The sequence below is a fragment of the Sulfuricaulis sp. genome, from assembly GCF_040901545.1.
Classification (GTDB): Bacteria; Pseudomonadota; Gammaproteobacteria; order Acidiferrobacterales; family Sulfurifustaceae; genus Sulfuricaulis.
Map to the genome: position 1 here is coordinate 1 of NZ_JBBDYL010000069.1, position 23,363 is coordinate 23,363.

At 57.4% G+C, this 23,363-nt stretch carries 26 protein-coding genes and 1 tRNA gene; 4 read left to right on the forward strand and 23 right to left on the reverse strand.

Annotation, left to right across the window (positions count from 1 at the left end; genetic code table 11):
* Positions 1–74 precede the first annotated feature (74 nt).
* On the forward strand, positions 75–536 hold the full coding sequence (locus WD823_RS14120; RefSeq protein WP_368430140.1) for a hypothetical protein: 462 nt from the start codon (positions 75–77) through the stop codon (positions 534–536).
* A gap of 76 nt (positions 537–612) precedes the next feature.
* Here WD823_RS14120 and WD823_RS14125 read toward each other — a convergent pair.
* The 20 genes from WD823_RS14125 to WD823_RS14220 all read right to left on the reverse strand — a co-directional run bounded on the left by WD823_RS14125 (position 613) and on the right by WD823_RS14220 (position 16,100).
* Positions 613–688: transfer RNA gene (locus WD823_RS14125), tRNA-Lys, on the reverse strand.
* Between the two features lie 93 nt (positions 689–781).
* A complete protein-coding gene (locus WD823_RS14130; RefSeq protein WP_368430141.1) occupies positions 782–1,927 on the reverse strand; it encodes a YeeE/YedE family protein in 1,146 nt (381 codons plus the stop codon).
* A 75-nt stretch (positions 1,928–2,002) separates the two neighbouring features.
* On the reverse strand, positions 2,003–2,716 hold the full coding sequence (gene queC, locus WD823_RS14135; protein ID WP_368430142.1) for a 7-cyano-7-deazaguanine synthase QueC: 714 nt from the start codon (positions 2,714–2,716) through the stop codon (positions 2,003–2,005).
* On the reverse strand, positions 2,700–3,347 hold the full coding sequence (gene queE, locus WD823_RS14140) for a 7-carboxy-7-deazaguanine synthase QueE (protein WP_368430207.1): 648 nt from the start codon (positions 3,345–3,347) through the stop codon (positions 2,700–2,702). The genes queC and queE overlap by 17 nt, the downstream gene beginning before the upstream one ends.
* A 49-nt stretch (positions 3,348–3,396) precedes the next feature.
* Positions 3,397–4,263, reverse strand: coding sequence for a tol-pal system protein YbgF (ybgF, locus tag WD823_RS14145; RefSeq protein WP_368430143.1), 867 nt, complete (start codon positions 4,261–4,263; stop codon positions 3,397–3,399).
* A gap of 5 nt (positions 4,264–4,268) precedes the next feature.
* A complete protein-coding gene (pal, locus tag WD823_RS14150) occupies positions 4,269–4,793 on the reverse strand; it encodes a peptidoglycan-associated lipoprotein Pal (RefSeq protein ID WP_368430144.1) in 525 nt (174 codons plus the stop codon).
* A gap of 3 nt (positions 4,794–4,796) precedes the next feature.
* Positions 4,797–6,113: a Tol-Pal system beta propeller repeat protein TolB gene (tolB, locus tag WD823_RS14155; protein ID WP_368430208.1), complete on the reverse strand. Its 1,317-nt coding sequence runs from the start codon at positions 6,111–6,113 to the stop codon at positions 4,797–4,799.
* Positions 6,114–6,131: 18 nt separating this feature from the next.
* Entirely contained in the window at positions 6,132–6,941 is an 810-nt protein-coding gene (tolA, locus tag WD823_RS14160) for a cell envelope integrity protein TolA (RefSeq protein ID WP_368430145.1), read from the reverse strand.
* A 150-nt stretch (positions 6,942–7,091) separates the two neighbouring features.
* Entirely contained in the window at positions 7,092–7,508 is a 417-nt protein-coding gene (tolR, locus tag WD823_RS14165; RefSeq protein ID WP_368430146.1) for a protein TolR, read from the reverse strand.
* 2 nt (positions 7,509–7,510) lie between these two features.
* Positions 7,511–8,209 carry a protein TolQ gene (tolQ, locus tag WD823_RS14170; RefSeq protein ID WP_368430147.1) on the reverse strand — a complete coding sequence of 233 codons (699 nt, stop codon included), beginning with the start codon at positions 8,207–8,209 and terminating at the stop codon, positions 7,511–7,513.
* Positions 8,206–8,619 (reverse strand): tol-pal system-associated acyl-CoA thioesterase, encoded by a 414-nt coding sequence (ybgC, locus tag WD823_RS14175; RefSeq protein WP_368430148.1) that lies wholly within the window; start codon positions 8,617–8,619, stop codon positions 8,206–8,208. The genes tolQ and ybgC overlap by 4 nt, the downstream gene beginning before the upstream one ends.
* A gap of 12 nt (positions 8,620–8,631) precedes the next feature.
* Positions 8,632–9,681, reverse strand: a complete 1,050-nt coding sequence (ruvB, locus tag WD823_RS14180; RefSeq protein WP_368430149.1) for a Holliday junction branch migration DNA helicase RuvB — start codon at positions 9,679–9,681, stop codon at positions 8,632–8,634.
* A 205-nt stretch (positions 9,682–9,886) separates the two neighbouring features.
* Positions 9,887–10,486, reverse strand: coding sequence for a Holliday junction branch migration protein RuvA (gene ruvA, locus WD823_RS14185; protein ID WP_368430150.1), 600 nt, complete (start codon positions 10,484–10,486; stop codon positions 9,887–9,889).
* Positions 10,483–11,010 (reverse strand): crossover junction endodeoxyribonuclease RuvC, encoded by a 528-nt coding sequence (ruvC, locus tag WD823_RS14190; protein ID WP_368430151.1) that lies wholly within the window; start codon positions 11,008–11,010, stop codon positions 10,483–10,485. The genes ruvA and ruvC overlap by 4 nt, the downstream gene beginning before the upstream one ends.
* Positions 11,011–11,149: 139 nt before the next feature.
* On the reverse strand, positions 11,150–11,899 hold the full coding sequence (locus tag WD823_RS14195; protein WP_368430152.1) for a YebC/PmpR family DNA-binding transcriptional regulator: 750 nt from the start codon (positions 11,897–11,899) through the stop codon (positions 11,150–11,152).
* Positions 11,900–12,096: 197 nt separating this feature from the next.
* Entirely contained in the window at positions 12,097–12,780 is a 684-nt protein-coding gene (locus WD823_RS14200) for an esterase/lipase family protein (RefSeq protein ID WP_368430153.1), read from the reverse strand.
* A gap of 97 nt (positions 12,781–12,877) precedes the next feature.
* Complete coding sequence (gene nudB, locus WD823_RS14205; RefSeq protein ID WP_368430154.1) at positions 12,878–13,333, reverse strand: dihydroneopterin triphosphate diphosphatase; 456 nt, start codon at positions 13,331–13,333, stop codon at positions 12,878–12,880.
* On the reverse strand, positions 13,308–15,125 hold the full coding sequence (gene aspS, locus WD823_RS14210; protein WP_368430155.1) for an aspartate--tRNA ligase: 1,818 nt from the start codon (positions 15,123–15,125) through the stop codon (positions 13,308–13,310). The genes nudB and aspS overlap by 26 nt, the downstream gene beginning before the upstream one ends.
* A gap of 37 nt (positions 15,126–15,162) precedes the next feature.
* Entirely contained in the window at positions 15,163–15,801 is a 639-nt protein-coding gene (locus tag WD823_RS14215; RefSeq protein ID WP_368430209.1) for a DUF502 domain-containing protein, read from the reverse strand.
* Positions 15,802–15,803: 2 nt separating this feature from the next.
* A complete protein-coding gene (locus tag WD823_RS14220; RefSeq protein ID WP_368430156.1) occupies positions 15,804–16,100 on the reverse strand; it encodes an FmdB family zinc ribbon protein in 297 nt (98 codons plus the stop codon).
* Between the two features lie 576 nt (positions 16,101–16,676).
* Here WD823_RS14220 and WD823_RS14225 point away from each other — a divergent pair.
* A complete protein-coding gene (locus WD823_RS14225; protein ID WP_368430157.1) occupies positions 16,677–16,997 on the forward strand; it encodes an HU family DNA-binding protein in 321 nt (106 codons plus the stop codon).
* 356 nt (positions 16,998–17,353) lie between these two features.
* On the opposite strand, the gene WD823_RS14230 is transcribed toward WD823_RS14225, so the two are convergent.
* Entirely contained in the window at positions 17,354–17,644 is a 291-nt protein-coding gene (locus WD823_RS14230; protein ID WP_368430158.1) for a DUF6763 family protein, read from the reverse strand.
* 182 nt (positions 17,645–17,826) lie between these two features.
* Between WD823_RS14230 and WD823_RS14235 the strand changes: the two genes are divergently transcribed.
* On the forward strand, positions 17,827–18,174 hold the full coding sequence (locus WD823_RS14235) for a histidine triad nucleotide-binding protein (RefSeq protein WP_368430159.1): 348 nt from the start codon (positions 17,827–17,829) through the stop codon (positions 18,172–18,174).
* Between the two features lie 89 nt (positions 18,175–18,263).
* On the opposite strand, the gene ssb is transcribed toward WD823_RS14235, so the two are convergent.
* A complete protein-coding gene (gene ssb / locus WD823_RS14240) occupies positions 18,264–18,731 on the reverse strand; it encodes a single-stranded DNA-binding protein (protein WP_368430160.1) in 468 nt (155 codons plus the stop codon).
* A 245-nt stretch (positions 18,732–18,976) separates the two neighbouring features.
* Positions 18,977–20,353 (reverse strand): MFS transporter, encoded by a 1,377-nt coding sequence (locus tag WD823_RS14245; protein WP_368430161.1) that lies wholly within the window; start codon positions 20,351–20,353, stop codon positions 18,977–18,979.
* Positions 20,354–20,473: 120 nt separating this feature from the next.
* Between WD823_RS14245 and uvrA the strand changes: the two genes are divergently transcribed.
* Positions 20,474–23,332, forward strand: coding sequence for an excinuclease ABC subunit UvrA (gene uvrA / locus WD823_RS14250; RefSeq protein ID WP_368430162.1), 2,859 nt, complete (start codon positions 20,474–20,476; stop codon positions 23,330–23,332).
* Positions 23,333–23,363 lie beyond the last annotated feature (31 nt).

Genomic DNA, 23,363 nt, shown 5'->3' on the forward strand with positions numbered 1-23,363 from the left:
GGAGCGCATGACCGCGCAGGAACTGAGCGATCTCATCGCTTTCATGAAAAGTTTACGCGGCGCGGGTGAACGCGATGCCAAACGCAATTGACAGTAATGGCACGCAGCAAATCGCGCGTGGCGACATTGCCTGGGCAGCGGTGTGGACCGGCTTCGCGATCGCGCTCCTCGGCACGCTGGCCGCGGGAACCTGGGCCTTTGTGTTTGCCGGGAAGGGAACGTGGTGGGCCGCCAATATCGGCACGCTGTGTCTGTTTTGCGGGGCGGTCGTGACAGGCTTCCGCGCCCGCACGGCGGAGCCGCTGAACGGCGCCTTTATCGCCGTGTTCTACTTCGGCACCGCGGCGCTCGCGATTTTCAGCGCTGAATTTCTCAGGGTCATGCCGGATCCACTGCCCGGACTGCCGCGCGGCGATTCGACCTTCTTCTTTGTCTGGCCGCTGGAGCAACTCGCGGCGAGCACGCTCGGCGCGATGCTCGGCGGATGGCTGCGGCAGCGGAAGGATGCACGAGGGCGCGATGAAAACCTATCCTGACATCAGCTTCGACTCCGCCATCGTGCAACCACCAAAGTTCAGCGAAGCCGCGATGGCGACATGACCAAGGAAGTAATGGTGGGCCGTGGAGGATTTGAACCTCCGACCAACTGGTTAAAAGCCAGCTGCTCTACCGACTGAGCTAACGGCCCGCGCGGGAAAGGGAAAAATTGGGAGGCGGCATTATCCAGAGGCCGCGGAACCCTGTCAAACCAACGGTTCCGCAGGATACACACTGGGGTGGCTTATTTATTCCGGGATCCGGAAGGGAGCAACTTCATATCCGTCAGCGAGCGTTGTACGGCACGCAAAAAAGGCTGCTCATCCAATAAATGACCCTGCACCTTCATGGTCAGCGCGGCGCCAAATATGATGGCCACGAGCGTCATCACGGCCCCCAAAGCCAGTGTCGACATGCCGCTGACACCCTGACCGATCGTGCAACCCAGCGCCAACACGCCTCCAAAACCCATCAGGACACCGCCAAGAAGATGGGCCATCATATCAGTGCGTGACGCAAACGTTTCAATTGCGAATTTTCCGGCGAGTACCGCATACAAGAACGAACCGGTGACGACACCGAATACGGCCGCGACGCCAAAATTGATGGTTGAACCGGTGAAAGTCATCAGGTAATTCACATTTTCCCCCACCGGCGCGACAAAGGTGTAGGATTCAAGCCGCACGGGCTCGAATTCATCGAAACCGATTTTCCCGGTAATGAACCATCCCGCGGTAATAATCAGCCCGACGGAGATACCGGACAGGATATTGTCATGACTCTTGCGAAATTCCGTGTTCAAGAAGGCAAACAGAATCAGTCCGAATCCAATTATTCCCGTCACAGACAAACGAATCGCCTTCAAGTCGCCCGAACCCAATGCAATGTGAAACAACGAAACGAGACTTTGATCCGGCATATTCTTTGCCGCGAGATCGAGATTCGTAACCTCAATGGCATTGATGCGCACCGGCGCGAACAGGCCCCGCAGGGTCATATATGCCGTGACACCCATTACCAGCATGACGACCAAGGATTTGAGATTACCGCCTCCAATCCGAACCAGCGACCGCTGACCGCAGCCGGAAGCCAATGTCATACCGATGCCGAATAGCAACCCGCCCAAGAGATGACCAAGCCATCCGAAGCTGGTAGTCAAGTAAATGGACAGGCCAAGATTGATGTAGCCGAGCAGGTGCAGCGTTTGCGTTCCGATGACGCTCACCCCGATGGCCAGGAACCAGGCGCGCAGACGATTTTTGTCACCCATAATCACCCAGTCGCTGACAGCACCCATGGCGCAGAAATTCGTTTTCTTGGCAATCGCGCCGAACACCACCGCCACCAGAAATCCCCACAGCGCCACCGTGTGTGTATTGTCGAGTTCCATGCGTTTTACAGCTTACCCCGCTATTTAGTCAGATAGATGAGTTAGTGCGTCACGCAGGGGAACTGTTGCCTGGCGTCATTGAATTTCAGCGCCTGCGACATCAACGTATCGCGTCGGATCGGTGATTTGGGCATCGGCAAAGCCCCGGGCGCGTAAGCGGCAGGCCTCGCAGGCGCCGCAGGCGAGGCCGGTCGCATCCGGATCGTAACATGACACCGTTAACGAATAGTCGACACCCAGGCGTGTACCCAGCCGGATAATCTCGCTTTTCGACATATTCATGAGAGGCGCGTGGATACGGAAGCCGCGGCCTTCCACCCCCGCCTTGGTGGCCAGATTCGCCAATGTTTCGAATGCCCGAATAAATTCCGGTCGGCAGTCGGGATAACCGGAATAATCTACGGCATTGGCACCGATATAAATGTCCGCCGCTCCCAGAACCTCGGCCCAGGCCAGGGCTATGGAAAGAAAAACCGTGTTGCGGGCCGGCACATACGTGGATGGAATTCCTTCGGTAGGGGTTTGCGGTACCGGGATCGCGTTATCGGTTAATGCCGACCCACCCATCCAGCCGATATCGAGTCGAACCACGCGCCGGTCAACGACGTGCAGCGCGTGCGCCACGCGCTTTGCCGCATTCAATTCCACCCGATGCCGCTGGCCATAATCGAATGTGAGCGCATGACATCGCGCCCCCGCGGATACGGCCAACGCCAGTACCGTGGCCGAGTCGAGGCCGCCGGAGACCAGCACCACCGCTTGTTTCTCCCTGTCACCGTCCCCGGGCATCGGTCCACAGATACTTGTGCAATTGAATCTGAAGCCGTACCGGCAAACGGTCCGCGAGGATCCATTCAGCAAGCTCCGTCGGTTTCAGCTGATCGTGGGATGGAGAAAAAAGCACTTCGCAGACCCGGTCAAGTTTATATTCTTCGAGCCGTTCCCGGCTCCAGTCGTAATCCCGGCGATTCGCGATGACGAATTTTATCTGGTCTTTTTTCGCGAGTTTCGAAATATTGGTGTAGAGATTGCGCTGCTCCTCGCCGGAACCGGGCGTTTTCAAATCCATTACAACGATGACACGGGGATCGATACCGGCGATATCCAAGGCGCCGCTGGTTTCGAGCGAGACTTCGTATCCCTCATCGCACAAAGCAGTCAACAAATCCCGGCATGGGCGCTGGGCCAAGGGCTCACCACCGGTTACGGTCACATAACGCGGGGCATACTCCGCGGCGCGGCGACGTATGTCGCCAATTTCCATCCATTGTCCGCCGTAAAAGGCGTAAGCCGTGTCGCAGTAGGTGCAGCGCAGCGGACAACCGGTCAGCCGGATGAAGACCGTGGGCCAGCCGACGGTGCGTGTCTCGCCCTGCAGCGAATAGAAGATTTCGGTAACGCGCAGGCGATCGCCGGACAATGTCGCGGACCGGGCGGCCTGGGAGACGGCATCGGTCCGCGGCACAAAATTAAGACCCCTCTTTTTTGAAGCTCGCGAGGCGTTGTTCCGCCGATTTTGCCGCCGGGACTCCCGGATAGCGCGTGACGACCTGGCTCAGGTGCTCGCGCGCCTGCTCCCAGGCAACCCGTCCTTCATCCTTGAGTCTTTTGAGTTCCGCCGGACGTTTCCTGCCGGCCTCCTCTCTTTTCTGCGCCTGGTCGAAATCCCGTGCCAGCTCGTGGTAACTGTAACCGGTCTTAAGCAAGGCATCAGGAGCTTTGGGACTCTTGGGAAAATCGACAAAAACTTTCCTGAATTCCTCGATCGCCTGGCGATAATTGCGCACCACGTAAAAGGCCTCGCCGAGCCAGTACTGCGCGTTATCCCGCAACTCACTTTGCGGATACTGTGCGATAAAATCACGGAACCCCTTGGCGGCGCGTTCGTAATACCCCTGTTTCATCAAGGTAAAGGCGGCATCGTAATCCTGCTGCTCCGGTGCCGAGACCGCGGTGGTAATAAGCTTTTCCGTAGTGGGAGCCGCCACGGATGGCGCCGCAGCGGTACCGCGACGTTCCATCTCGGTAACCCGCCGGTCTATATCGGCCAACAGTTCGCGCTGACGCGCCTTGAGGCGATCGATTTCGTGTGCCTGCACTTCCACCTGGCCACGAAGATTTCTGATCTCCGTCTGAAGCAATTCAATCTGTTGCAGCAGATCGGCAAGCACCTCACGCGAAGGCGATGCCGGCGCCCCCCCTACCCCCATTTCAACCACGGGAGGAAGGAATGGGCGGGAACCCTCCGGCGGGCTGGCCGCCATCGCGAACACAGTGAACAGGCCGGAGATCAGCGCCCCGCCTGTCCACCCACCGATTCGCCGGAGTGATCGCATCGAAATTATTTATACACTATTTCGGCGCGCCGGTTTTGACGCCAGCAAGACTCGTTGTGTTCCTGGCAAACCGGTTTTTCCTCGCCGTAGGACACTGTCTTAATGCGGTTGCCGGAAACACCCAGCACCTTCATCATCTTTTCGACGGCTTGAGCACGGCGTTCGCCCAGCGCGAGATTGTACTCGCGTGAACCGCGCTCATCGCAGTTGCCTTCGAGCGTCAGACTGATTTGCCGATTTGCCACGAGGTTGGCGGCGTGCGCTTCAATGATGGCACGCGCCTCGTCGTCAATCGTGCTGCTGTCAAATGCAAAATAAATACGGCGCTGGGCCAGCAGTTCGGCGCGCCGCTGTCTTTCACGTTCGGACAGCGAGAGTCCTGTCGTACCGGTTTTATCCGCGCCCGGCGCGGTCTGCGCCGACGGGGCTTCTGTCGCCGTCGGTTCAGGTTTGACGGCCTGCTCACCAGCACATCCGGCGAGTACCAGAGCGATGAACAGCGATGTGACTAGGTGTCTCCTGTTTTGCATATTTCACTCCTTAAATTGCAGTTCACGGTTGTAAGGCGACCAGGCGGGCTCACGAATATCGCCCTCCTCAAATTTGATCAATTGGCGCACGCGTCCATCGTATGAAACGGTGGCCAGCACGCCGCGGCCCCGTACCTCGGTAGCATAGATGATCATACGCCCGTTGGGGGCGAAGCTCGGCGACTCATCCAGCGTCGTATCGGTCAATACCGACGTTGTCTTGGTATCAAGCTGCAGTACCGCAATTCGAAAGCCTCCCGTCTGACGGCTCACGAAGGTAATGGACTTGCCATCCGCCGCATAGGATGCGCGCGCGTTATAATCTCCGTCAAAAGTAAGGCGCTCCGCCGCGCCCCCGGATGCGTTCATGCGGTATATTTGCGGTGATCCGGCGCGGTCCGAGGTAAAGATGATATCGCGCCCATCCGGCGACCACGAGGGCTCCGTGTCAATGGCCTGATCAAAGGTGAGTCTTTTAAATTCCCTGGTATCGAGCCGCATCGTATATATTTCAGCGTTTCCATCCCGCGATAATGTCAGGGCCAAACTGCGGCCGTCCGGAGACCATGCGGGCGCGCTGTTGAGGCCGGCGAATTCGGCGATCAATTCACGCCGACCTGCCGTCCAGCTTTGTATATACACCTTTGGTCGCTTATCTTCAAAGGAAACATAAGCCAGGCGGTAGCCATCGGGCGACCAAGCGGGTGACATAAGGGGATCGGCGGAACGAACCACGGTTTGCGGGTTAACGCCGTCGGAATCCGCCACTTGCAATTTGTAGGCCGGCTTTGTCCCGGGGGGCTCTTCGCGCGTGACGTAGGCAATACGGGTATTGAACGCTCCCGGTTCGCCGGTTATTTTTTCATAAATAATATCGCTGATCTGATGGGCCACCGCGCGCAGCATATTGGCGCTAATGGTGTAGCGAAAACCGACGATTTGGGTCTCCTTGAACACGTCAAACAGCCGGAATTGCACCTGATACTTCTCCGGCGCCACCAGGCGTACGCTGCCGATTACCAGTGCTTCTGCTTTTAAAATGCGCCAGTCCTTGAACACCACGTCCGTATCGTCGTGGGGGGAAGAAAAAAAATCCTTTTTCGGCAATACGGCGAACCGGCCGCTGCGCGCCAGATCCGCTTCGATCACGTCGGACACATTCTGCGGCAATCTCACGGGGCCTTCCCATCTGAACGGGACGATGGCGATGGGCGTGCCGATATCCAGCCCGCGCGTTATTTCAATGGTCAACACGGCCTGAACATTGGCAGACCACAGTACCATTCCCATCAAGGCAATCAGTTTGGCGATATGGCGCATCACGTTTACGGTGTCCTGTTATTCAGGATTGAATAAAAATTCAATATCACGGAAATTATCAAACAACGCCGGGTCTTCCGGCAACGGCAATGGCGCGGCCTTGTATACGGCATATTCCACTGAACGGTCAAAGATCGGGTTGCCGCTGGAACGTACCACGGCGGCCGATAGTACTTCCCCTTTCGGCGTAAGTCGCACGTGGACTACGCATTTCAAGCCTTTGGCGATGCCGCCGGGCCGGTTCCAGCTGCGGCTGACACGTTGGCGGATCAATACCTTGTATTTATCGACTTCGGATGCCGAGCGTGCGGCGAAAGTGGCCTGTTGGCGCGCTTTCTCTTCCGCCGCCAGCTGTTCCTGAAGCGCCTGCTCAGTCAGTTTCTGCCGGCGTTTTTCCTCGTTCTTCCGCTCAAGCTCGGCGGCACGTATTTTTATTTCCTGTTCCTCGGCTTCCTTTTTCTGGCGCGCCAACTCCTCGGCTTCTTTCTTTTTACGCTCAGCCAGCTCGCGCTCCTTTACCTTTTCTTCTTCCTGTTTTTTCCTGAGCTCCTCTGCCTGCTTTTTCTTCAGCTCGTCCTGGTGGCGCTTTTCCGCCTCGGCCTTTTTTCGCGCCTCCGCTTCCTGCTGGACGCGCTTGTCCACCTCTTCAGGCTTGCGAAGCGGTTCCGACGGAATGGCCACGGCCTGAACGACTTGTTCGTCGCCGCCGGGTGTCATGGTCCAGCGGAATCCAACTACCGCAAGTCCGATCGCAACCGCATTCACCAGCACGGCGTACACAATGGCGCGGATTCTTCCCGGATTGTGGCGTAATTTCTTCGGCAACACGTCGCTTAGAGTCCCTGAATAGCTTGAATTTTAGTCGAGGCGCGGCACCTATCGAGCGGCGACGCATACACCACGGCATGTGGGTGTTACTGACCGGTTCTAAGGAATTATAGCGGATTATAGGGACAAAACACGCCGTGTTACGATGTTTCAGGGCTTTTTCAGCGGTTCCGTAAGCAATCCCACGCTCGGTGCGCCGGCCGCCTGCAGCAATGTCATGGCTTTCACGACCTCGCCGTAATTCGCTTGCCGGTCGCCGCGAATCAACACCGGTGTCTGCGGCCTGACTCGCAGGATCCCCGCCACTTTTTTGCTCAGTTCCCCGGGTGAGATGCGACGATCATCCAGAAAATACTTTCCGTCACGGTCCACCGTCACCACGAGCGTTTCGCGATCCTGATTCTCCACCGGTTGCGACGTGGCCTGCGGCAGATCCACCTTGACGCCCTGCGAGAGCAACGGTGCCGTGATCATGAAAATCACCAGCAGCACCAACATCACGTCGATGTAAGGCACGACGTTGATCTCGCTCATGAGTTTTCGGTGGCGTTTTCGATAGGCCTCCATCGTTACGATTCCCGAGAGGCATATGCCTGACGCTGGAGAATGCTGGAGAACTCCTCCATGAATATTTCATAGCGGGTCACCAGCCGTTCTACGTTGTTGGAATACCGGTTGTAGGCAATGACCGCCGGTATCGCCGCAAACAGGCCGATGGCGGTTGCGATCAATGCCTCCGCAATACCCGGGGCGACATGCGCGATGGTGGCCTGTTGCACCAAACCCAATGACCGGAAAGAATTCATAATACCCCATACCGTGCCGAACAGGCCGACATAGGGGCTGGTCGAGCCGACCGTAGCCAGAAACGAAAGATGCGTCTCCAGATAGTCTATCTCGCGCGACAGCGCCACGCGCATGGCGCGCTGCACGCCTTCGAGCACATCCATGGGCTCGATGTTCGACTGCTGGTTAAGCCGCTTGAAATCGCGGAATCCCTCCACAAAAATACTGGCCATCCCCGTGGCATGCGCTTCCTGGCGCGATTGCTCGGTAAACATCTGATTAAGGTTTGACCCCGACCAGAACTTCGCCTCGAAACGGTCGGCGACATTACTGGCGCTTTTCAGGGCAAACCATTTCCGGAAAATCATCGTCCAGGAAAGTACCGACGCGGCCAGCAGGAGAAATATAACCAGTTGTACCGGCAACGACGCGTGCTGAACCAGCGACCATAATGCAATCCCTTCGGTCGCGGTCACGTTCATGTTGACGCTCCGGGATCCAGATGTGTCACAAGGTGATTCGGGATTGCGCGGGGCGCCAGGGTCGCGGTATCGAGACACGCCACCTTCACCTCGCCTTCGCACAGTGTCAGGCTTTCCCGCTGTATCCGCTGCGCAAATGTCATGCTGGCATGTCCGCGTTTGATCAGCTCCACCGTCGCCTGCAACAGGTCATTGAAACGGGCGGGTTTAATAAAGTCGACCCGGGCGTAGCGCACCGCGAAAATAACTCCTTCACGACGCGCGATTTCGTCCAGTTCCAATCCCAGGGCGCGCAGCCATTCGGTGCGCGCCCGCTCCATGAATTTCAGGTAATTGGCGTAATACACCACGTTTCCTGCGTCCGTGTCCTCGTAATAAATCCTTATCGGAATCGAGAATACCTTGCTCACGCTGGCGCCGGTTTATTCTTCGCTGAATATATCGCGCTGTGGGCGATCGGATGCCACCGGGGCGTTGAGATCAAAATGCTTCCACGCCGTGGCGGTGGCCATGCGCCCGCGCGGCGTACGCATGAGATATCCCTGCTGAATCAGGAACGGTTCGATCACGTCCTCAATGGTATCACGCTCTTCGCCGATCGCCGCCGCAAGATTGTCCACGCCCACCGGGCCGCCGGCAAATTTTTCGATGACGGCCAACAGCAGCTTCCGATCAAGCATGTCGAATCCGCAGTGGTCCACTTCTAGCATGTTGAGCGCCATTTCGGCGATGTCACCCGTCAGCCGGCCGTCGCCTTTAATCTGTGCAAAATCACGCGCCCGGCGCAACAGGCGATTGACGATGCGCGGCGTTCCGCGAGAACGTCGGGCGATCGCGGTTACCGCCTCAGGCTCGATGTGCACCTCGAGAATTTCGGCGGATCGCGCGACAATCCGGGCTAGCTCTTCCGGATTGTAAAACTCGAGGCGATGCACAATGCCGAACCGGTCGCGCAGCGGCGACGTGAGGAGCCCGGCGCGCGTGGTGGCGCCGACGAGCGTAAAGGGCGGCAGATCGAGTTTAATGGACCGGGCCGCCGGGCCTTCACCGATGAGAATATCGAGCTGATAGTCCTCCATCGCCGGATAGAGGATTTCCTCCACGATCGGACTTAAGCGGTGGATTTCATCGATGAACAGTACATCGTTGGGTTGCAGGTTGGTCAGCAGCGCCGCCAGATCGCCGGGGCGTTCCAAGACCGGACCCGACGTCTGCCGCAGGCCCACGCCCATTTCATTAGCGATGATATGAGCCAGTGTGGTCTTGCCGAGGCCCGGCGGGCCGAACAACAGCACATGATCCAGAGCTTCGCCCCGTCCACGCGCGGCGGCGATAAATATCTCCATCTGCCGGCGAATCGGTTCCTGTCCCACGTATTCTGCAAGGCGCGCGGGGCGCAACCGACGCAGCTCCACAACTTCTTCGGACGGTTCAACTACATGCGCCGATACCAGCCGATCAGTCTCGATCATATGGATAGATGTTCTCCAACTCCCCCTCTCCCCGAGTGAAAGAAAGCGCGCATAGCGCGCCTCGGCTCGCCCCCTTCTCCCCTTGAGGGAGAAGGGATGGGGATGAGGGGGCGATCCCCCCTCACCCTTTGCCCTCTCCCGGAGGGAGAGGGGAAGTAGGTGAGTGTCTTCATTTCGATCGGGGCCGGGGTGAGGGTTCCTTGATTTATACTGCCATGCCTTTTAGCGCCTGACGAATGATTTCTTCCGCGTTCAGACCCTGAGTAGGTATGCCGCGTACGGCACGGCTCGCCTCATTGGGCTTGTATCCCAACGACACCAGCGCGCTGACGGCCTCGCTTACCGGGTCTCCCGGCAACGGCTGGCCGGATTCGGTAGCTGCCGCGGATGTCGCGACCGCCACGGTCGGCAACTTATCGCGCATTTCGATGATCAGTCGTTCCGCCGTTTTCCGTCCGATCCCGGGGACCTTGGTCAAACGGTCAATGTCTTCGTCAGCAACACAACGCGTGAAGTCCTCATCCGTGAGCCCGGAAAGCACCGCAAGCGCCACGCGCGGGCCCACGCCATTGACCTTGAGCAGTTCGCGAAACAACCGCCGCTGGGCCTCGCGGACAAATCCGTAGAGCAGATGCGCATCTTCACGCACGACAACATGCGTGTAGAGCGTGACCTTTTCGCCCACCGCCGGCAGTTCGTAAAACGCGGTCATGGGCGACTCCAGTTCGTAACCCACGCCGGCGACATCCACCAGAATTGCCGGCGGCTCTTTGCGCATCAGCACTCCGTGCAATCGGCCGATCACAGGGAAATCCTCATTCCGCGCCGCCCGGGAATGCGCCGTGGAAGCGACCGGTAACCCACCGCATGATGGGCATGGCAGATGGCGCAGGCCAAGGCATCGGCCGCGTCGGCTGGCGGCAAGGCATCGAGCCTGAGCAGTGCCTTGACCATATGTTGTACCTGCTGTTTTCCGGCATGGCCCTGGCCCACTGCGGCACGCTTGATTTGCAGCGCGGTGTATTCGGCGATTTCCACGGCCTGGTTCGCGCCGGCCAGGATCGCCGCGCCACGTGCCTGCCCCAGCTTGAGGGCGGAGTCGGCGTTGCGCGCCATAAATACCTTTTCAATCGCCAGCACCGTCGGCTGATAGGTCCTGATAATTTCATGAACGCCGTCATAAACTATTTTGAGTTTGTCGGCGAGGTTACCTTTGGTGACGCGCACGCACCCGCTGGCGATGTATTCCATCCGGCCGTTACGCAATACCTGCACCACACCGAAACCGGTAATGCGGGAACCCGGATCAATGCCGAGAACCCGCATCAACTCGCCTGCTTCAGCAGCTCATCGGGACAATCTTGCCAGGAGCAAGATTGGATGCGCGCAGCGGGCCCCCACGGGTGCGCCCCAGAGATGGGGAGCGTCAAAGTCGGCATTGGCATAAACGTTGCGAAAAGTCCATGCATCAGCTCGCCTGTTTGAGAATTTCTTCCGGAAAATCCGCGTTTGAGAATACGCTCTGGACGTCATCCAGGTCCTCCAACACCTCCAAGAGCTGAAGCATATTTTCAGCATCCACCCCGCTCACGGGCACAGAGACCGAAGCGCGCTGCTGGATCTCGGCATGCTCGGGCTTGAACCCGCGCTGCTCCATGGCGGCGATCACGGCATGCAACGCTTCGGGCGCGGTCAACACCTCGATCGCGCCGTCGTGGTCAGAAATCACATCGTCACCGCCCGCCTCCAGTGCCGCCTCCATGATCCGGTCTTCGCTCGTGCCCGCGGGGTAGTTAAGTACGCCGATTTTGCTGAACAGAAAGGCGACTGAACCGTCTTGGCCCAGGTTGCCACCGTATTTGGTGAAGGCGTGGCGCACTTCGCCCACCGTGCGAGTGCGATTGTCGGTGGTGCACTCGACCATGATTGCCACGCCGCCCGGGCCATAACCTTCGTAGCGGACTTCCTCGTAGTGCGCGCCCTCGAGCTCGCCGGTACCGCGTTTAATGGCGCGCTCGATGGTATCCTTGGTCATGTTCTGTGCCAGCGCCTTGTCCATGGCGGCACGCAGGCGTGGATTGAGTTTGGGATCGCCCCCGCTACCCTGGCGCGCGGCGATGGTAATCTCACGAATCAGCTTGGTGAAAATCTTCCCGCGACGGGCATCCTGAACGCCCTTGCGGTGTTTGATGTTCGCCCACTTCGAATGCCCAGCCATGGCTATGTTATTTCCCCTTCTGAAATCCGGCGCTCACCGCAATGGCTTATCTGGGCGCCCTTGCGATGGCGGATATTGGCCCATTTGGGATGACCGGCCATATATATAGAATCCCGTAACTCGTCATCCGAAATTTACCTCTGGAGCTGGCGTCAGTGTAACATCGGGTCCGGACTCTCCCAACCGCGCCGGGAAAATCATTCGGTTCCGTGCACAAAATGACCGGTTTTTAAAAATTCATCGATTTGGCGCGCCACCACGGGCGAAAACAGCATACCGGTGTGAGACACCGGAAGCGTAATGTAATCGGCGGCGCCGGGCAGTCCACTTTCTGTCACCGTCAGGAGGCCGTCGTTCGGACGGGGCAGATGACGATACCACACTCTCCCCAGACCGAAGGAATGACTGCCGCTGATGACCCCGATCTCGCGCTGCGGCAACGGCCAGTCAAGCGTGATACCGGCGAGCAGCTGCATAACACTTCGTCCCATGGCCCGGCGCCATAAGGCGTGGTGATTCAAACGCTGCGCTACCTGGCATCCGCCGTGCGGCGAACCCAGGGTAACGATCCGACCCGGTCTTTGGTCGGGATGAAAATGAAACAGCGCGCGGATCAGGATACCACCGAGACTGTGACCCACGAGATGCAACGTGTCCGTACACGGGTGGTCAAGGAAATCGGCCAACCGCCCGGCGTTGGCACGCAGATCGGCGCGCACGGAGGGATAAGAAAAGTACTGTACGATGAAACCCTGGCGACATAATCGTCGCGCCAACGGGTACAAAAAATGCTTCGGAAACCACAGGCCGTGGACCAGAACGACGGTTTGTGGCGGTTCGAGAATTGCTTCACGCCGAAAATACCGGTCCCCTACCTCCATGTGCCTGCCACGCTTGTCCTCCACCAAAAGAAACCGGGGTCGTCCGCCGCTTCCGGAACACCGACGATATACTCGCAAGCGAGTACCAGGACCATATTTATTCTCGCCGTTCCTTTACCGTCTCGATGGCCACGCGGTTGGTCCGGGAAAATACCTTGGCAGCGGCGGATTCAAATGTAAACCAGCCGAATTGGTCGTGCTCCGCCGGATTGAGCGTGATCGCGGTTTCCGCGGGAAGCGCCAGCGCGAAAACATGTTCCTTGTTTTCGCTTACTTGCGGTGCATAACGTGGACGCCAGCGGGGAAGGATGGAATAACGATTGACGATACCCAAATCCCGCAGCCCGTCGGCAACGTCGAGCCCCGTTTCCTCACGCAGTTCCCGCGTTGCGGCTTGGCGGGGATCGGATTCTTCCCATAACAGGCTGCCAGTCACGGATTGCCAAAAATCGGGGTCATCGGCACGCCGCAGCAGCAACACCTTGCCGGTCAAGGTATAAATCACGACCAGAACCGATTCGGGTCGCTTATACTTTTTCGTCGGAGGGAACACCGGCAGCCTCGCCGGCCGTCTTTTCCGGAGGTTTTCGCAACTTGATGTGCAACTCGCGCAATTGCGCTTCCTCCACGGGGCTTGGCGCCTCCGTCAACAGGCAAGTCGCTTTCTGCGTTTTGGGAAAGGCGATGACATCGCGTATCGAGTCCACGCCGCTTAGGAGCGCGCATATGCGATCGAGCCCGAAAGCAATGCCGCCGTGCGGCGGGGCGCCGAATTTGAGCGCATCGAGCAGGAAACCGAACTTGGCCCGCGCCTCATCCGGCCCGATACCGAGCACGGCAAATACTTTTTTCTGTATGTCCTCACGGTGGATACGGATCGAGCCGCCGCCAATTTCGGAGCCGTTCAGCACCACGTCGTAGGCGCGTGCCTGCACACTTTCCGGATCGCTGTCCAGGCGCCCCAGGTCTTCGGACTTGGGGGAAGTAAACGGGTGATGCAATGCAACCCGGCGCTTGAGTTCGGCGTTGTATTCGAACATCGGGAAATCCACCACCCATAATATTTTCCAGCCCGCCTGTTTGAGATTCAGGTCATCGCCCAGTTTCAGACGCAACGCCCCGAGTGAATCGTTGACGACCTTGGCCGTGTCCGCGCCGAAAAATACCAAGTCGCCCGTCTGTGCGCCGGTGCGTAGCATCACGGCAGCGATCACTTCGTCCGGGAGGAACTTGAGTATCGGGGATTGCAGCCCTTCCCGCCCCCTAGCGATATCGTTAACCTTGATATACGCCAAACCCTTGGCGCCATACAGGCTCACAAACTCGGTATAACCGTCAATCTGGCTGCGGGGCAATTCGCCCCCTTGGGGCACGCACAACGCCGCCACGCGTCCCGTGGGGCTGTTGGCCGGTCCCGCGAAAACCTTGAATTCGACCTTTTTCATGAGGTCTCCGACGTCGGTCAACTCTAGCGGCACGCGCAAATCCGGGTGATCCGTGCCGAAGCGCCGCACGGCCTCAGCGAAACTCAGGTGCGGAAACGGGGTAGCTAACTGTACCTGCAACATGTCCTGGAACAGCGCGCGCAGCATTTCTTCCATCATTGCCAGCACGCCGTTTTCATCGAGGAATGAGGTCTCGATGTCGAGCTGGGTAAATTCCGGCTGACGGTCCGCTCGCAGATCCTCATCGCGAAAACAGCGGGTGATCTGGTAATAACGCTCGTATCCCGCGACCATCAACAATTGCTTGAACAATTGCGGCGACTGCGGCAGCGCGAAGAAATGCCCGGGATGCGTGCGCGATGGCACCAGATAGTCGCGCGCGCCTTCGGGCGTGGACTTGGTCAGCATCGGGGTTTCAATTTCAGTGAAGCCGCGGTCGTCGAGATACCGCCGCAAAGACCGGGTGATTTGATGGCGCAATCTGATATTTTTTTGCATGAATTCGCGGCGCAGATCGAGATAACGGTACTTGAGCCGCACGGGCTCCGAGAGGTCCGTGTCGTCCAACTGGAAGGGAAGTGCCTCGGCCCGATTGAGTATCTCGAGGGTATCCGCGGCCAGCTCCACTTTTCCCGTGCGCAGGCCTGGGTTGACCGTGCCGGCGGGACGGGGACGCACCGTGCCCTGCACGCGCAGCACGAATTCTGTGCGCACCGCTTCAGCGGAAGCAAAGGCCTCCTTTTGCGACGGGTCGAACACGGTCTGCGCCACGCCTTCGCGGTCGCGCAGATCGATGAAGATCACGCCGCCGTGATCGCGCCGGCTGTGCGCCCAGCCACAGAGGGTTACCCGCTGGCCGATCAGGGCTTCATTGATTTCACCGCAATAATGACTGCGCATGCCAGGCCTGTGAAAAATTAATGAAGATCGGGCACATTCAGGGGAGCTTGCGCGCCCCCTGTGGGTAGAGATTGGCTTTCTGCCGCGGCACAACCACGCCGACAGACAACAGCATCTTGAGACCGTCGTCCACGCTCATATCGAGTTCGATCACATCTTCGGAAGGGGCCATGAGAAAAAATCCCGAGGTGGGATTTGGCGTGGTGGGAATGAACACGCTGGTGATGTTTCGTCCGGTTTTTTCCCGGATTTCCGGCGAACCCGATCCGGTCTGAAAGGCCAGCGTCCACATCCCCTTGCGGGGATATTCCACCAATACCACCTTGCGAAACGATTTGCCTGAGGAAAACATGCTTTCCGTTACCTGCTTCACGGCGCCGTAGATAGAGCGCACGACCGGAATGCGTCGTAACAATTGTTCACCGATGGTGAAGAGTTGCTTGCCGAAAAGATTCGTGACGACTATGCCGGTAACGAGAACGATGACCGCCGTTAAAACCAGCCCCAGCCCCGGGATCCGGAACCCGAGTAGATGTTCCGGTTGGATACTTACAGGAAGGAGCAGCAGCGTCTGGTCAATCAGGTCCACCAGAAACTTAACAATGAGCAGGGTCACGCCCAGCGGAACCCAGATGAGCAGCCCGGCTACCAGATAGCGACGCACGGCGGCCATCATGGTCAGCTGGCGCAGCCGCAAGTACCGCCGGCACAACCGCCCGCTTTCTTCTTGGGCGGGGCTGGTTCCGAACCGGAATTCTTGTCCGGGTCCGATTTCTGTTCCGGTTTCCGAGCCCCACCCTTAAAGTCCGTGGCATACCAGCCGGTCCCTTTAAGCTGGAAACCGACGGCGGAAATCAGCTTCTTGAGTGTGGACTTCCCGCACTCGGGACAATCCGTGAGCAAAGGGTCGCTGATTTTCTGGATAGACTCAAATTTATGGAGGCAACTTCCACATTCATATTCGTATATCGGCATTGACAGCTCCTGGATAAAACAACTCGCCCCCAAAGTATGGGGGCGGCAGACAAGGTAGACAAGCCACATTATAGCCCGGGGGTCACTCTAACGCATTATTTTTAAAGCAAAGTCCATCCCAATCAGAAGTCTGCTGGAGCCCCAATGCGAGGAACCGACACTCTCAGACAGGTCAGCGCTGGCAGTCGCGCGCCATGCTAACCCCCGCCCGGATGCACCGCCCGCGTGATCGACAATCCAGTATTGGGACAGTAGATTAAAAAATATTTCCTGTTTCAGATGAGCCCCCGGCTTCCCAATTCAGCCAAAGCGGTAGACAATTTGCCTGTCCAGGTCGATCGAAACCGCTGTCAGTGCGTTGTATGAATGCCACCCCGAAGGGGGCCGAAAACGGCAGATTAGAATTTTTTGACGAACGAACAGCAGCGCCAGGAACGGGTTCCGGGGGCTACCCCTGGAAACCCGTAAATTTAAGGGAAAAATGTGGTTACACTCTTCTATCCCCCTGGTTTTTCCGCTAAATTATGCGCGCATCGAGCTAACCCTTTAACCCCAACCTTCCACTCAGGAGCTTACATGGCAAACAACAAACCGGGAAAGAAACCGACAACGAAGTCAGAGATCTATGCCCATATTGCTGAGAAAACCAACCTGAAGCGCAAAGACGTCGTTGCCGTGTTCGACACAATGACCAGCCTTATCGAGCGCGACCTGAAAAGAGGTCCTGGCATTTTCAATCTTATTGGTTTGATGAAAATCAAGATGATTTACAAGCCCGCCGTTCCGGCACGCAAGGGCATCAATCCGTTTACCAAGGAAGAAGTAATTTTCAAGGCCAAACCGGCGCGCAATGTGGTCAAGATTCAGCCGCTGAAAAGTCTCAAGGATATGGTCTAATTTTAAAAAAGAATTTTGCGTGCGCTACCGTCCGAATAGGTACGCACGCCGGGTAAATGGCCGGACGGATTGAAACCACGCTTCGTGGAACGACCGCGAACAACTAGACATCAAAAGCAGGGGTGGGGCAGTTGCGGGCAAGAATCGGGAAGATTCTCGCGCCGGGTGTATGGGCTGACGCGGGAAGTGGGGCGGTGTCGAGCAAAAAAGGTTGGATGAAATTCGACAAGCTCCACTCCATGCTCCGAGAATTTCCCGGTTTTTTAAAGCCTGTAGTTCGTACTAATCAAGGTCCCGGGGGGGAAGCAACCCTGGTAGGGTACGGTTGTTTTTATGAGTCGGTCAGAGACGATGATTTATTCGTCATCTTTGACTGGATAATCGTCGTCTTCATCGTCTTGATCTATATCATCATCCGGCACGTCGTCGGCGGCCGGTTTATCCAGGTCTTCTTCTGACGCTTCAGCGGCTGTCAACCGTTCCAGATCCAACCCATACCAGTCATCCAGATCGATCTCTTCGGATGCGCTCTCACCGTACTGAATCTCCACCGTGCCGTCGTTTTCATCAAAGGCAATTACTTCGAAAGTCCGGCCTGCTTCGTCTTCGTAAAAGGCGCCTACCACCGGTTCTTCATACATCGGCATCTGACATCTCCCGTGAATTATCCAGGTCTCCTGTGACCATATCGAAATATATAGACGTAATTTTGCGCTTCGCTACCCGGCGCAATACACCCTTTTCACGCCGCCGGTTCCACTCTATGCTTTGCCCCACAGGACGGATTGCCTTGGGCGCGGTGTCTTCAGGGAGTGCGGGAGGAGATTATATGACAACAGATTGCCTGTTTTGCAAAATGGTATCGGGTCAAATCAAACCCAATACCGTTTACGAAGATGACGACATGCTGGTCTTCAAGGACATCAACCCGCAGGCGCCGGTACATGTTCTGATCATTCCCAAAAAGCACATCGCAACCCTGAATGACCTAGGTCAGGGCGACGCGCAACTTATCGGGAAAATGTTCTTGAAGGCGGTGAAAATTGCCAAGGATTCCGGGGTTGCCGAGTCGGGTTTCCGTATTATCATGAACTGCAATGCCGACGCCGGCCAGTCGGTGTTTCACGTCCACCTTCACCTGCTCGGTGGGCGTTTTCTGCGCTGGCCACCGGGGTAAAACTTCAGTAGCAAGTCGCAAGTTTCAAGTAGCAAGCAAATGCAAGAAAGATTTTCCTTGTCACTTGCTACTTGTCACTTGCTACTGTTTTAAAATGGAATATCGTCGTCGAAATCACCTGCCACGGCAGGTTTGGCCTTCTTCGCCTCCGCCTGACCGGCATTTTCTGCCGCGGCCGGCTGATCCTGATTGAAATTGTCGCTCGGGGCGCCGGCGCCGCCGCGCGAACCCAGCATCTGCATATCGTTGGCGACAATTTCGGTGGTATAGCGATCATGTCCGTCCTTGTCTTGCCATTTGCGCGTCTGAAGGCGGCCTTCGATATAGATCTGCGCGCCCTTCTTCAAATACTCGCCCGCGATTTCGGCCAGGCGACCGAAAAAAACGATGCGGTGCCATTCGGTCCGCTCCTGTTTTTCGCCGCTGGTTTTGTCCTTCCAGGATTCTGACGTGGCCAGCGTGACATTGGCCACCGCCTGCCCGTTGGGGGAATAACGCACCTCGGGGTCCCGGCCCAGATTACCGACCAGTATTACCTTGTTTACACCGCGCGCCATGCTCGTTTCTCCTTAGGTTAATCACGGAGCCCTGTGCCAGAACGGTACGATCCGATTCTCCGTGAAGTTTAGGGTGACTCATCATAGCCAGATTATTACGCTGCCACAATCATGCCATGATCCCCGCAATTTACCGAGAAACAATACTTCGGATTGGGATCGGGTGCTGACTTAGCGAATTAAAAATTTCTCCTAACGTATCGTGCGGTTTGAGAAAATAGCGGAGACCGACAAAAAAATAACGATTAAACAGCCGGCAGCAACCGCAACACGGCCTGCTCGTCAAATCTGGTCCTGTCCACCTTGAGATAGGCCACCCCTTCCTCTGCAATTACCGTGGCCTCGGTAACGCCGAGCACAAGTGCGAGTTTGGCTTCGAGACGGCGTGCTTCATCCGTGGTCATTTCGCGGACGTGGAATGCCAGGTTTCTCACGGCCGGTAATTGTTTCATGCTCGATGCGAAAAAAAGCCAAATTCCGATAAGGCCGGCTCCGAACAGGAAAACCGCGGAGGCCCCAAAGTAATGCGAAAGCAGGCCACCCAGCGCGCCACCGGCAAAAAGTCCGAATGATTGAAACGAATTGAATATTCCCATGGCCGTGCCCTTGGACCGAGCCGGAGCGACCCGGGATACCAATGAAGGGAGGCTCGCCTCCAGGATATTAAATGACACGAAATAAATCGCCAGCAATGCCACTAACGCCCAGAAATGCGATTTTGCCACGCCCAATGCGACTTCCGCCAGCAACATCAATGCGATGGAGGCGATAAATACTTGTTTGATTTTGCCCTTTTTTTCGCCGTACAGGAGTGGCGGCACCATAAGTGCAAAAGACACGACCAGTATCGGCAGATATACCTGCCAGTGATGGTTGGCATCGAGACCTCCCGTCTCGCGCAATGCCAGGGGCACCACGACAAACATCGACATTTGAGCGACGTGCACCACGAAAATACCGAAATTGAGGCGCGCGAGTTCCGTGTCGCGCAGCACTTCCAGGAGTTTTGCCGGCATGGCTTCCGCGTCGGAATGAAAACTGCTTACTTTCGGGTCCGGGACGGTGTATTTCACGACCGCAAGCGCCAACAGGGCCAGTACTCCGGTAAGCGCAAAAATTCCGGGGATGCTGACGAGATGATACAGCGCCGGGCCGAGGACTAAAGAAAGAGCGAAAGTGAATCCAATAGTGCCGCCGATCATGGCCATTGACTTGGTGCGATGTTCTTCGCGCGTGAGGTCGGCAAGGAGCGCCGTTACCGCGGCGTTGATGGCGCCCGCCCCCTGGATCGAACGGCCGATAATCACCATTTCAATATCATGCGCCACGGCGGCAATAAAACTGCCAATCGCAAACAACACGAGGCCGAAATAAATTACGCGCTTGCGTCCATAATGGTCGGAGGCCATCCCGAATGGCAGTTGCAGCAGTGCTTGAGTCAGGCCATAGACGCCTAACGCGAGCCCAACCAGGATATGGGCCTCGCCTCCCGGCAACTGTTCGGCATAAACGGCAAAAACCGGAAGGATCAGGAACATGCCGAGCATTCGTAGTCCGTAAATGCTGGCCAGCCCGACGCTGGCACGCAACTCCAGGGGAGACATCCGGTCGGAAATCGACATTCTTCAGCGAGAGTTTGATGGGAAAAAATATCTGTTTTGCGTATATTAGCAGATTGGCCTTAAATCCTGCAGTTCCGTCCGGGTGCATCGAAAACCGGAACAGACGCTAAGAAGATCAGCATGGAATTCATCCGTATTCGCGGCGCACGCACGCATAATCTCAAAAATATCGATGTTGACCTGCCGCGCGACAAACTGATCGTCATTACCGGTCTATCCGGTTCCGGAAAGTCGTCACTCGCCTTCGACACGCTTTATGCCGAAGGTCAGCGGCGCTACGTCGAATCCCTGTCGGCCTACGCACGACAGTTTCTTTCCCTCATGGAAAAGCCGGACGTGGATTTGATCGAAGGGTTAAGCCCCGCCATTTCCATCGAGCAGAAGTCCACCTCGCACAACCCGCGTTCGACCGTCGGAACGGTAACGGAAATCTACGATTATCTCCGGCTGCTGTATGCCCGGGTAGGCGAGCCACGCTGCCCGGAACACGGCGTGACACTTGCCGCCCAAACGGTCAGTCAGATGGTGGATCATGTGATGGCGCTGCCCGAAGACACAAAGCTCATGTTGCTGGCGCCCCTGGTGGAAGCGCGCAAGGGGGAACACGCGCATATCCTGGAGCGACTGCGTGCTCAAGGTTACGTCCGCGCCCGGATCGACGGGACGGTGGTGCCGCTCGACGAAGTGCCGCAATTGAAAAAGAATTTCAAGCACACCATCGAAGCAGTGGTGGATCGCGTGGTGGTGCGGAAGGGACAAGAGCAGCGATTGGCGGAATCATTCGAAACAGCGGCCGGCCTGGGGGAAGGCCTGGTTCGCGTGATGGTGCTGGAAAGTGAGGATAAGAACGGGCAGGAGATCATGTTCTCCGCCCGGTACGCCTGTCCGCATTGCGGCTACAGTCTCACCGAACTCGAGCCGCGCTTGTTTTCATTCAACAACCCGGCCGGCGCCTGTCCAACCTGTGACGGCCTCGGCGTGCGCCAGTTTTTTGACCCTGAGCGTATCGTCAGCGATGCGTCGCTTTCGCTCCCGGCCGGGGCGATTCGCGGTTGGGACCGACGCAACGCCTTCTATTACCAGATGCTCGAATCGTTGGCTAAACATTACAAATTCAACCTGGAGTCGCCTTTTGAAAAAATTCCCAGAAAGGTGCGCGACGTCATACTCTTCGGGAGCGGCGATGAACTCATCACCTTCACCTATTACAGCGAACACGGCCTGCGCTCGAAACGAAAACATCCGTTCGAGGGCGTGATTCACAACATGGAGCGGCGCTATCGCGAGACCGAGTCGAATACGATTCGCGACGAGCTGGCAAAATATCTGAGCCACCAGCCGTGCGAATCCTGCGCCGGCACGCGTCTGCGTATCGAGGCGCGGCACGTCTTCATCGAAAACAGGCCGTTACCGGATATCACGCTGTTGCCGATTAGCGCGGCGCTGGAATTCTTCCGTCACTTGCGACTCGAAGGAAGCCGCGGCGAAATCGCCTCCAAAATCATCAAGGAAGTCTCCAACCGGCTTGGGTTTCTGGTCAATGTCGGGCTTGAATATCTCACGCTGGCGCGCGCGGCGGAAACGCTTTCCGGCGGCGAAGGCCAGCGTATTCGTCTGGCCTCGCAGATCGGCGCGGGGCTGGTTGGCGTCATGTACGTGCTCGACGAGCCCTCCATCGGGCTGCATCAGCGCGACAACGCGCGCTTGCTGGACACGCTGCGCCGGTTGCGCGACCTCGGCAACACCGTCATGGTGGTGGAACACGACGAAGAAGCCATCCGGTCCGCCGATTTCGTGCTGGATATCGGTCCCGGGGCGGGCGTGCACGGTGGCAAGATCGTGGCGCAGGGTGCGCCGACTGAGATCATACAGCACCCACACTCCATCACCGGCGCCTACCTGCGCGGAGAGAAGGAAATCCCGATTCCTCCGGTACGTACGCCGAATGTCCCGGGAAGGCAACTGGTGATACGCGATGCCACCGGCAACAATCTGAAAAACATGAATGCCTCGATACCGGTCGGTCTTTTTACCTGCATCACCGGCGTATCGGGATCCGGCAAATCCACGCTGATCAACGACACGCTCTATGCTTCCGTAGCCAAACATCTGTATGGAAGCGCGCTGGACCCCGCGCCGTGCCAATCGATCGACGGGCTGGAACTTTTTGACAAGGTCGTGGACATCAATCAAGCGCCGATCGGGCGTACGCCCCGCTCCAATCCCGCCACCTATACCGGTCTGTTCACGCCCGTCCGCGAGCTCTTTGCCGCCACCCCGATGGCGCGTGAACGCGGGTACGGACCGGGCCGGTTCTCGTTCAACGTACGCGGCGGGCGTTGCGAGGCCTGTCAAGGCGACGGCCTGATCAAAGTGGAAATGCATTTTCTACCGGATATCTATGTCCAGTGCGATGTCTGCCGCGGCAAGCGCTACAACCGCGAGACGCTCGACATCCGTTACAAGGACAAAACCATCGACGCGGTGCTGGCCATGACCGTGGAGGAAGCGGCGGCATTTTTCAGCGCCATTCCCGCCGTGAACCAGAAGCTGCGGACGCTGCTCGACGTCGGGTTGTCCTACATCACGCTCGGCCAGAACGCCACCACGCTCTCCGGCGGCGAGGCGCAACGCATCAAGCTCGCCCGCGAGCTGTCCAAGCGCGACACCGGGCGGACGTTGTATATCCTGGACGAGCCGACCACGGGACTTCACTTTCACGACATTAACCAATTGCTTACCGTGCTAAACCGGTTGCGCGATCACGGCAACACGGTGGTGGTGATCGAGCATAATCTCGATGTCATCAAAACCGCCGACTGGATCGTCGACCTCGGCCCCGAAGGCGGTGACGGCGGGGGAAGAATCATAGCCACCGGCACGCCCGAGGAGATAGCGCGGAATCCGGCTTCACACACCGGGGAATTTCTAAGACGCGTGCTGGAACGTGTCCCAAGCATGGATCGAAAGGCCGGGTGAGCGGTCTAGGAAAGGACCGCATCACGCGGGC